At 69.9% G+C, this 10,777-nt stretch carries 8 protein-coding genes; 6 read left to right on the top strand and 2 right to left on the bottom strand.

Translation table 11 applies throughout. The features are described 5' to 3' along the window. From JMF90_RS09255 to JMF90_RS09265, 3 genes are all read left to right on the top strand, one after another. The coding region (locus JMF90_RS09255) for an amidohydrolase family protein (RefSeq protein WP_201325062.1) at window positions 1-816 on the top strand (816 nt) is incomplete at its 5' end. A gap of 172 nt (window positions 817-988) precedes the next feature. Then, window positions 989-1,942, top strand: coding sequence for a VOC family protein (locus JMF90_RS09260; RefSeq protein WP_011545681.1), 954 nt, complete (start codon window positions 989-991; stop codon window positions 1,940-1,942). 14 nt (window positions 1,943-1,956) lie between these two features. Beyond that, on the top strand, window positions 1,957-3,423 hold the full coding sequence (locus JMF90_RS09265) for an alginate export family protein (RefSeq protein WP_011545680.1): 1,467 nt from the start codon (window positions 1,957-1,959) through the stop codon (window positions 3,421-3,423). A gap of 28 nt (window positions 3,424-3,451) precedes the next feature. Here JMF90_RS09265 and JMF90_RS09270 read toward each other — a convergent pair whose 3' ends face one another. Further along, a complete protein-coding gene (locus tag JMF90_RS09270) occupies window positions 3,452-4,357 on the bottom strand; it encodes a LysR family transcriptional regulator (protein ID WP_011545679.1) in 906 nt (301 codons plus the stop codon). Window positions 4,358-4,886: 529 nt separating this feature from the next. On the opposite strand from JMF90_RS09270, the gene JMF90_RS09275 reads away from it, so the two are divergent. Then, window positions 4,887-5,933 (top strand): MBL fold metallo-hydrolase, encoded by a 1,047-nt coding sequence (locus JMF90_RS09275; protein ID WP_201317368.1) that lies wholly within the window; start codon window positions 4,887-4,889, stop codon window positions 5,931-5,933. Window positions 5,934-5,957: 24 nt separating this feature from the next. On the opposite strand, the gene JMF90_RS09280 is transcribed toward JMF90_RS09275, so the two are convergent. Further along, window positions 5,958-6,878 (bottom strand): helix-turn-helix domain-containing protein, encoded by a 921-nt coding sequence (locus JMF90_RS09280; RefSeq protein ID WP_053526121.1) that lies wholly within the window; start codon window positions 6,876-6,878, stop codon window positions 5,958-5,960. A 397-nt stretch (window positions 6,879-7,275) separates the two neighbouring features. Here JMF90_RS09280 and JMF90_RS09285 point away from each other — a divergent pair, with 397 nt between their 5' ends. Further along, on the top strand, window positions 7,276-10,179 hold the full coding sequence (locus JMF90_RS09285; protein ID WP_201317367.1) for a winged helix-turn-helix domain-containing protein: 2,904 nt from the start codon (window positions 7,276-7,278) through the stop codon (window positions 10,177-10,179). Between the two features lie 48 nt (window positions 10,180-10,227). Continuing rightward, a partial coding sequence (locus JMF90_RS09290) for an amidohydrolase family protein (protein WP_236597961.1) occupies window positions 10,228-10,777 on the top strand: 550 nt, incomplete at its 3' end.

Genomic DNA, 10,777 nt, shown 5'->3' on the forward strand with positions numbered 1-10,777 from the left:
TTGTTCGAGAAGGTCAACGAGGACATCCCGCTCGCAGGGCTGAACTGGTTCTTCGATCACGCGGAAACGATCACCGAGCAATCGATGGACCGGATCGCCGCGCTCGGCGGCGGTATCGCGGTGCAGCACCGGATGGCGTACCAGGGCGAATACTTCGTCGAGCGCTACGGCGCGCAAGCCGCGGAGGCGACGCCGCCGGTCGCGAAGATGCTCGCCAAGGGGCTCAAGGTGTCGGCCGGCACCGATGCGACGCGCGTCGCGTCGTACAACCCGTGGGTGTCGCTTGCATGGCTCGTGACCGGCAAGACGGTCGGCGGCCTGAGGATGTATCCGCAGCGCAACCTGCTCGATCGCGAAACCGCGCTGCGGATGTGGACCGAGTACGTGACGTGGTTCTCGAACGAGGAAGGCAAGAAAGGACGCATCGCGGTGGGACAGCTCGCCGACCTGATCGTCCCGGATCGCGATTTCTTCGGGTGCGCGGAGGACGATATCGCCGGCACGACCGCGTTGCTGACGGTGGTCGACGGGAAGATCGTATGGGGCGCGGGGCCGTTCGCGTCGCACGACGCACCGATCCCGCCGGCGATGCCCGACTGGTCGCCGGTGCGCGAGTTCGGGGGCTATGGCGGCTGGGGTGCGACGCAGCGCAACGGCGCGCCGCTGCAACGCGCGGCGGCCGCCGCGATGTGCGCCTGCGCGAACGAATGCAACGTTCACCAGCATGCGCACGCGGGCGCATGGGGCCGCACGTTGCCGACGTCGGACGCGAAGGGCTTCTGGGGCGCGTTCGGGTGCTCGTGCTGGGCGGTCTGATATCGCGTGCCCGCCGCTCGCGACTCGCCGGCATGGGTCCGCACGCTGCCGCTCGCGGTGCGCGTGTTTTTCGCCTGTCGTCCGGGCCGCCCGGATGAGTCGCCTGCATCCCGCTGAATCAGAATCCGCGCGCGGCGCCAGGCCGCGCGCGTCAACATCACGGAGAAAACCAATGAGTTCATTCAACCTGCGCAACCTGCTGCGCATCACCGCCGCGGCGTCGGCCGTGCTCGCCGCGCTGCTGGCCGGCACGCCGGCGCTCGCCGACGAAACCCACCTCGACGACATCGCGTCGCCGGCCGCCGCGGCGCGGTCGCCGGCCATTGCGGTCGGCCCGCAGTACGACACGACGCACGTGTGCGTCGCCCCCGAAGACTTCGACCGCTTCACCGACAGCTTCGTCGCGACCTTCGGCGGCAAGAAGTCGAAGCAGGGTGTGTTCCAGGTCACGCCGACGCCGAGCCAGACGATGTCGCAACTGGTGCTGACGCCGGTCGGTACGATCTCGGTGTTCGGCTTCAAGACGCCGATTCCGTATCCGTTCTGCGAGGAACGCACCGGCTATCTCGTGACCGACATGGACGTCGCGGTGAAGTCGGCGCGTGCGCATGGCGCGGACATCGTCGTGTCGACGTTTCCCGACCCGATCGGGCGCGACGCGATCGTTCGCTGGCCGGGCGGCGTGAACATGCAGCTGTACTGGCACACGCAGGCGCCGAATTACGACGCGCTGCAGACCGTGCCGGAGAATCGCGTGTACGTGTCGCCGGAAAGCGCGAGCAAGCTCGCACGCAACTTCGCCGCGTTCTCGCACGGCAAGATCGTGTCGGACGTGCGCCATGCGCCGGGCATCGAGATCGGCCGGCCGAACGACACGTACCGCCGCATTCGCATCGAATCGGGCTTCGGCAAGATGACCGTGCTCGCGACCGACGGTCACCTGCCGTACCCGTTCGGGCGTGAAATGACCGGCTACGAAGTGGCCGATCTCGCCGCGACGCTGAAGCAGGCCGAAGCCGCGGGCGTGACGGTGCTGGTACCGCCGTTCAAGTCGGACGGCCGCGACGCGGCGCTCGTGCAGTTCCCGGGCGGCTACGTCGCCGAAATCCACGCGCGGTCGAAATGACGGTGCGCCGGCCGATGAAGCGATCGTGGCGCGGCGCGCTGCCGTGCGTCGTGCTGGCGGGCGGCGCCGCGTTGCATGCGGGTTCGGCCGTCGGCGCGGAGGCCGATGCCGGTGTGACGGCGGCCGGCGCGGCCGCGTCGCCGGCTGCCGCCGCGGCGTCGTGTACCGCGAAACGCCCGACGGTGTCGTTCAACCGCTGGCAGGAAGACTGGTCGGTGCTCGCGAATCCGTGCGTGCCGCGCAAGCCGTTCGACGCGCTGAAATACATACGGCTCGGCGACGATCCGTCGACCTACCTGTCGCTCGGCGCGAACCTGCGCGAGCGCTTCGAACTGAACAACGCACCGTTGTTCGGCCTCGGCGCCGCGCACGACGACAATTACGTGATCCAGCGCGCGAACGTGCACGCGGACCTGCGCTATCGCGGGCACTTCCAGGCGTTCGTGCAGTTCGTCGATGCGCGGCCGTTTGGCAAGGACACGGTCGGCCCGGTCGACAAGGATCAGCTCGACCTCGAGCAGGCATTCGTCGCGTACGTCGATCAACTGGGGCCGGGCACGTTCAAGACGCGGATCGGCCGGCAGGAGATGGCGTTCGACTTGCAGCGCTTCGTGTCGGTGCGCGACGGTCCGAACGTGCGGCAGGCGTACGACGGACTGTGGACCGATTACGAAATCGGCAAATGGCGGCTGATCGGTTATGTGACGCGCCCGGTGCAGTATCGCAATGCGGCCGTGTTCGATGACGTGTCGAACCGGCACCTGCGATTCGACGGTGTGCGCGTCGAGCGCACCGGCACGGGGCCCGGCGACCTGTCCGCGTACTGGTCGCGCTATACGCGCGACAACGCGCGCTATCCGGATGCGTCCGGCACCGAGCGGCGCGACGTGTTCGACATGCGCTACGCGGGCAAGACCGACGGGTTCGACTGGGACGTCGAGGCGATGCTGCAGACCGGCCACGTCGGACAGGACACGCTCGGCGCATGGGCGTTCGGCGCGCTGGGCGGCTACACGTTCGCGAAGACGGCCGGCACGCCGCGCATCGGCATCCAGGTCGACGGTGCATCGGGCGACGCGCATCCGGGCGACGGGCGCGTCGGCACGTTCAACCCGATGTTTCCGAACGGTTATTACTTCACGCTCGCCGGCTATACCGGGTACAGCAACCTGATCCACGTGAAGCCGTCGCTGACCTTCAAGCCGGCCAGCTCGGTGACGGTGCTCACCGCCGTCGGCTTCCAGTGGCGGCAGACGACGGCCGACGCGATCTACGGGCAGGGGATGTCGGCGGTGCCGGGCACGGCGGGCAAGGGCGGCGCGTGGACGGGGATGTACGCGCAGGCGCGCGTCGACTGGCTCGTGAACGCGAACGTCGCGCTCGCGCTCGAAGCCGTGCACTTCCAGCTCGGCTCGTCGATTCGCGCACTCGGCGCGCGCAACGCCGACTACGTCGGGATGGAAGCGAAGTTCGGCTGGTGACGCATGGCATCGCTCCGCGCCGCCCGTATCAGGGCTGCGCGCGAGCGAGCGATTCGACGAAATCGATGAACGCGGTCACGCGCTTCGAGCCGCGCTGGTTCGGCAGGTACAGCGCGGTGATCACCGCGCGCGCCGAGCCCGGCGTCACGTCGTATTGATCGAACAACCGTTGCAGGCGGCCGGCTTCGAGGTCCGTATCGACCAGCCAGTCGGGCAGCAGCGCGATGCCGGCGCCGTCGAGCGCGGCCTCGCGCAGCACTTCGCTGTGGTTCGATTTCAGCCGCCCGGTGACGACGACCTGCGTCGTGCGTTGCGCGCCCACGAACGTCCACGTCTGCTGGTCGACGCCGAAATGAAAGCGCAGGCACGCGTGATCGACCAGCTCGCCCGGCGTCGCGGGCGTGCCGTGCGCGTCGAGGTAGGCGCGGCTCGCGACCACGTAGCGCCGGAACGTGCCGAGCGGCCGCGCGACGACTTCCGCGGTCGGCGCGGCGTCGCCGAGCCGGATCGCGACGTCGATCCGGGCGGATACGAGATCGACGCGTTCGTCGGTGAGCTGCAGGTCGAGGTCGAGCTTCGGATGGCGCGCGACGAACGCGGCGACGTGCGGCGCGAGGCGGCGCAGCCCGTAGGCGACCGGGACCGACACGCGCAGCGGGCCGGACGGCGCGTCGCCGCGGTCGGCCACCAGCGCGTCGGCATCGGCGAGTTCGCCGAGCACGCGTTTCGCCCGCGCATAGTAGACGGCGCCCGCGTCGGACAGCGTGACCTGCCGCGTCGTGCGGTTCAGCAGCACGGTGCCGAGCGAGGCCTCGAGCGCGTCCACCGCGCGCACGACCGACGAAGCGGCGAGATCGAGCCGGCGCCCCGCGCTCGAGAAGCCGCCGGCTTCCGCGACTTCGACGAATGCGCGCAGCGCGGAGAATTTGTCCATGGGGTTGTTAGGGCCTGTTCACGCTAATAACGGGCTTGCGCTGGCCCCCAGCAGGGCCGAGCGCAAGGATTGCGACGAAGCGAATACTCGACGTATTCGCGAGGAGCATGACGCGGCGATCGGCCCTGCTGGGGGCCAGCCCCACGAACGATTTTCTCCAAACAGGGGAACGTGCCTTTCCGCCCGCATGGCGGCGTCGTTCGTCGTTGCAATAGCTACGGCTATTGCGCCTCCTCTCTCCTTGCCTGCGCCCGAAGGAAGTCCCCTTGGGGGACGGGCGGAAAGGCACGTTCGCAAGCCCGTTATTAGCGGGAACAGGCCCTTGGGCGGGTTGCAACGTCGCGTTGCATGCGGATCGCATTCTAGCGCCGGCCGGTGCGGCCGCCGCGCGCGCGTGCCGGGTCTTCAGGACAATTCAGGCGCCGCGCGGGATTTTCGCGAAGGCGCCCGATAAGCTGCGCGACATCGCGTGTTGCACGGGTCGCGCCGTTCGTGGCCCGGCGCGCGCACGGTTCGTCACGGAGATCGCATGAAGACCCTGTTCCAACACGCGTGCGTCGCGCAAGCGGCTCGTTTGCTGATCGTGGCCGGGTGCGCAGGCCTGTTGGCGCCTGCGGCGTTTGCGCAGGCCGGCGTGCAGCCCGACGCCTACGCCGATGCGCAACCCGAAACGCAATCCACCACGCCAGCCGCTGCCGCGGGCCGGCAGCCGCCCGGCTTCTATCGGCAGAAGATTGGCGACTTCACGGTGATCGCGCTGTCCGACGGCACCCATCCGTTTCCGGTCGATACGGTGTTCCGCGACATCTCGAAGGACGAGATCCGGCGCGATCTCGATCGCGCCTTCCTGGAGCCGCCCGTGCAAGGGTCGATCAACGCGTTCCTGGTCGATACCGGATCGAAGCGGATTCTCGTCGATGCGGGCGCCGGCACGCTGTACGGCGACTGCTGCGGCAAGCTGCTCGACGATCTGCGCGCGGCCGGCTACGCGCCCGCGCAGATCGACGAAGTGCTGCTCACGCACCTGCACAAGGACCACGTCGGCGGTATTGCGTCGAATGGCGTAATGACGTTTCCGAATGCCGTCGTGCGGGTGAACGCGTTCGAGGCCGCGTACTGGCTCGATCCGGCCAACAAGGCGCACGCGCCGGCGTTCCTCGCGTCGTTCTTCGATGCGGCGGCCGCGGCGGTCGCGCCTTACGTTGCGGCCGGCCGCTTCAAGACGTTTCGCGGCGACGCGACGCTCGCGCCCGGCATTCGCGCGGTGCCGATGCCCGGCCATACGCCGGGCCATACGGCCTATCTGATCGAGAGCGGCCACGCGGGCCTGCTCGCGTGGGGCGACATCGTGCACGTGGCGGCGATCCAGTTGCGCGACGTCGACGCGACGGTCCAGTACGACAGCGATGCCGGCACGGCCCGCCGCACGCGGCGCGACACGCTGAAGCGCGTCGCCGCTCGACGCTATCTCGTCGGTGCCGCGCATATCGCGTTTCCCGGGCTCGGGCATTTGCGCCGCGACGGTGCGCAATACGACTGGGTGCCGGTCAACTACGACGCGACGCCGGTGCGGTGACGGCCCGGCGTGCGGCCATGCCGGTCAGCGCGACCGTGCGCGCCGCCACGCGCCGGGCGGATGACCGACGATCCGCGCGAACAGGCGGTTCAGATGGCTCTGGTCGGCGAAGCCGCACGCGACCGCGATGTCGGCCAGCGTCATGTCGGACGTCTCGATCAGCTCGCGCGCGCGCATCACGCGCTGTTCGAGCAGCCACTGGTGCGGCGTGCGGCCGGTGGTGCGCGAGAACGCGCGGATGAAATACCCGCGCGACAGGTCGCATTCGTTCGCGACTTCCTCGATCGATACACCGAGATCCGCCTTTTCCATCAGCAGTTCCTGGGCGCGCGCGACCTTCGCGGGAGACAGCATGCCCTTGTGCTCGAGCTCGCGCGTGCGCGCGTTGCCGTAGCGGCGCACGAGATGCGCGCCCATCGCGAGCCCGACCTGTTCGATGAACAGCGCGTTCAGCGGGCCGGGTGTGTCGAGGCTGTCGGCCACCGCGTGCGCGAGATGCCCGAGCACCGGGTCGCGCGCATCGACGCGGCACGTGAGGCCGTCGACCGGGCTGCCGCCGTGCTCGGGGCCGATGCGTGCCAGATACGCATGCGGCAGCTCGACCAGCACGAAGTCGAAGTTGCCGTACAGGTCGGCATGGAAATGACGGGAAAAATCGCGAATGTAGATCGAGTGATGCTGGAACCGGCGTTCGCTCGCGCCGGCGCGCCCGTAGAGCGTGCGGCGGTGGCCGCCGGTCAGCGACACGCCGACCAGGAAGCCGCGGTCGCACGCGGGCATCTCGATGCGTTCGACGTGCGCTTCGCGCATGCATTTGCGGTGGAGCTTCAGGCCGCCGGATGTCGTCTCGACATCCTTCGCCAGCAGGCTCGACACGCAGCCGAGCGTGTCTTTTGGCCGCCGCGGAGGCGATGCCACCGGCGCGGCGATGACGGTGTCTGACATGGAATTCCCCAGCGAGGGACTCGGAGCGTGAAATGACGAGTCCAGTTTAGATGCGCACGCGAACGTTCAAAATGAATTTGCATAAACGTCCGCTCGCCATCCTGACAAATTGCTTTCAATGCGTGTGCGCGGTGAGTGTATCTCCCGGCGCAACGCCTGCGCGCGCGGCCCGGCAGAGTATAGCGCCCCACTTTTACACGCAAGTGATCGTGCCGATCGCGTCCGCGCGAAACGCGCGGGCAGCGCATTTTCCTTCAAGATTTTCACGGCATGCCCGTCTACACTCGGTCCGGAATTCGACTTTTTCGTCCGGTGCAAGGGTGCGCCGGACGCGGACTCCTGCCGGGTGAACTGCCGCGTTCATTCGCCAGCCATCCCGAGGAACCCGGAGGCGGCCATGATCCAGATCGGAACTTTGTCGGTGGACTTCGAGCAACGCGACATTCGCCGCCACGGCGCGTCGCTGCGCATCGGCGCGCGCGCGCTCGACATTCTCGAAGTCCTGCACCGCGCGAGCGGTTCGGTCGTGTCGAAAGACGACATCATGGACGCGGTCTGGCCGGGCCTGATCGTCGAGGAAAACCGGCTTCAGGTGCATGTGGCCACGCTGCGCAAGGCGCTCGGCGCGAGCCGCGACCTGATCAAGACGGTGCCCGGGCGCGGCTACCTGCTGGTCGCGAGCGCATCGCCCGGCCCGGATTTCGTGCCCGCGGCCGAAGCGACGGCCGTCGCGGTGCTGCCGGATGCCTGCACGTCGTCGCTGCTCGCGCCGCTGGTCGGGCGCGACGCCGAAATCGCGCAGATCGTCGACATGCTCGAACGCACGCCGGTCATCACGCTCGTCGGCGCGGGCGGCATCGGCAAGACGAGTCTTGCGGTGCGCGTCGCGCACGGCGTGCGCAGCCGCGCGCACGAGCGCGTGCTGTTCGTGGAACTGGCGCGCGCGTCGACGCGCGACGACATGCTGATCGCGCTCGCCGCCGAGCTCGGCCTCGATACGCCCGGCGTGCCCGCCATCGACCGCATCGGCGACGCGTTCGCGACGTCGCGCTGCCTGCTGGTACTCGACAACGCGGAGCACATCGTCGATCTGGTGGCGAGCCTCGTCGAAACGCTGACGTCGAGCGCCGGCTCGCTGCGCGTGCTCGTGACGAGCCGCGAGCCGCTGCACATCTCGGCCGAAGCGGTGCTGCGCATGAGCCCGCTCGCGGTGCCGGACGGCAACGCGTCCGCCGCGGAAATCGTCCGTTGTTCGGCCGTCGAGCTGTTCCTGGAACGCGTGCGCGCGGCCGCGCCGGATTGCGTGGTCGACGAAGCCGGCGTGCGGCTGATCGGCGACATCTGCCGGCGCCTCGACGGGCTGCCGCTCGCGATCGAACTGGCGGCGGCGCGCGTGGCGACGCTCGGGCTCGCGGTCGTCGCGTCGCGCCTCGACGACCGGCTGAACCTGCTGACGGGCGGGCTGCGCTCGGCGCTGCCGCGTCATCAGACGCTGCGCGCGACGTTCGACTGGAGCTACGTGCTGCTCGACCGGGCCGCGCGCGCGCTGTTTCGCCGGATGGGGTGCTTCATCGGGCCGTTTTCGTTCGATGCCGCGCGCGCGGTCGCGACCGAGCCCGGCACCTCGGCCGCGGACATGATCGCGGTGCTCGGCGAGCTGGTGGCGAAATCGCTGGTGACCGTCGAGTTCGATGGCGCGTATGCGCGCTACCGGCTGACCGAATCGACGCGCGCGTACGCGCTGGAAAAACTGCACAACGAGGGCGAATTCGAGCGCATCGTCGCGCGCCATGCGGCGTACGAGCGCGAGCGGGCGGGTGCACCTCCCGCGGCGCCCGTGCTGCTCGCCGACGTGCCGCCTGCCGATGCGCCCGCGCCGGCCGTGGACGAACCGGCGGACGCCGCCGAAGCCGCGGGCGTGCCCGAGCCCGACCGGCTGGCGCGCGCGCTGCTGGAGCCGGCGCGGATGCGCGCGTGCACGGCGCGTGCGCGCCAGGTACTCGACGGGCTGGACACGGACGCCACGGGCCCGGTCGATGCCGCGCGCGAGATGCGGCTGCGGGCGGCCTGCGCGTCGGCGCTGCTGCATACCGACGGCGACGCACTGGCCGCCGCCGCGATGTGGGACCGCACGCTCGGTCTCGCCGCGCACATCGGCGACGACGCGTTCGACGCGCGCGCGCTGGTCGGGCTGTGGAACACGATGCTGACGCTGTCGGACATTCACGAATCGCTGCGCTACGCGACGCGCTTCGAGCGAGCGGCCGAGCGGCGCGGCGACCGGTCGCAGCGGTTGCTGGCCAACACGATGGTCGCGACGTCGCTGCATTACTTCGGCGAGCATGCGCAGGCGCGCGAGCGTCTGGAGGCGGCGACGGCCGAGCTGGCCGACGCGGGCGAACCGCCGTGCGCGCAGGCCGCGCTGGGCGTCGACATGGCGACGCTGGGGCGCACGATGCTGATCCGTCTGCTCTGGATGCAGGGCGAGCCCGAGCACGCGATGCGGGTCGCCGCGCAAGCGGTCGAGCATGCGCGCCGCGACCCGTCGCCCCTCCCGCTGTGCATCGTGCTCGGCGCGGCCGCCGTGCCGATCGCGCTGCGCTACGGCGATCACGACATCACCTCCGACTATCTCGCGACGCTGCGCGCGACCGCCGACGCACACGGTTTCGACATCTGGCGCAGTCACGCGGAATGCCTGACCGGCCAGTTCGACATCCAGGCCGGCCATCCCGGCGCGGGCCTCGCCCGGCTCGAGCCCGCACTGCGGCGCGTCGAGGCGAGCGGCTTCCGGCGCGTGCTCGCGCCGTTGACCGTTGCATACGCGGAGGGCCTCGTGCGGACCGGCCGCGCCGATGAAGCATGCACCCGGCTCGATGCGACGCTCGCACGCTGCCGCGCGCACGGCGAGCACCTGTTCGTCCCCGAACTGCTGCGCGTGAGAGGCGTCGCGATGCTGGAACAGGCGCGCATCGTCGGCGCGGATCTCGCCGCGGCGTACGAGGCCGACGGGCATCGCCATCTGCAGATGGCAATCCAGACCGCGAACGCGCAGGGCGCCGCGATGTGGGCGCTGCGCAGCTCGCTCGATCTCGCCGATCACCTGATCGAGCGCGGGCACACCGCGCAGGCGTCGGCGCTGGTCGCCGGGGTCGCGCGGCACTTCGATCCGCATTCGCGCGCCCACGACGTGCGCCGTTTGCTGCGCGTGCAGAGCTTCGTGCGTCAGGGTGCGCCGCTCGCGCCGTGCCTGACGCGCGCGCGACGCGATACCGCCGACGCGGCGCAGCAGGCGGCATGACGATGCGCGAACCCGGTACGGCCGCGCGGCCGCGCGATCGCAGCATGCATGCCGATGCGAGCGGTGCGGCCGCTTTCCCGCGTTCGACGTGCAGCAGGGCGGCCCGCGCCGCGTCGCACGCAGGCGCGCACCGGAGGCCCGACGGTGCTTAGAGCGACGGAACCCGCGCGTTCGGCGGACCTCGTCGTGTTCAACGGCAAGATCGCGACCCAGGACGAACAGCGCTCGTTCGTCCGTGCGCTCGCCGTGAAGGACGGGACCATCGTCGCGACCGGCGACGATCGCGACGTGCTGCGCCATGCGCACGACGACACCGCCTGTATCGACCTGCACGGCCGTACCGTGATTCCGGGGCTGATCGACGCGCACCTGCAGGCGATCCGCGGCGGCATGAACTTCAACCTCGAGGTGCGCTGGGACGGCGTGCCGTCGCTGGCCGATGCGCTCGAGCTGCTGGGCCGGCAGGTACGACGCGTGCCCGCGCCGCACTGGGCGCGCGTGGCGGGCGGCTGGACCGCGCTGCAGTTCGTGGAAAAGCGCGGGCCGACGACGGCCGAGCTCAACGCGATCGCGCCCGACACGCCGGTATTCGTCCAGC

Source organism: Burkholderia sp. E168m23, assembly GCF_016586125.1.
Taxonomy (GTDB): domain Bacteria; phylum Pseudomonadota; class Gammaproteobacteria; order Burkholderiales; family Burkholderiaceae; genus Burkholderia; species Burkholderia orbicola.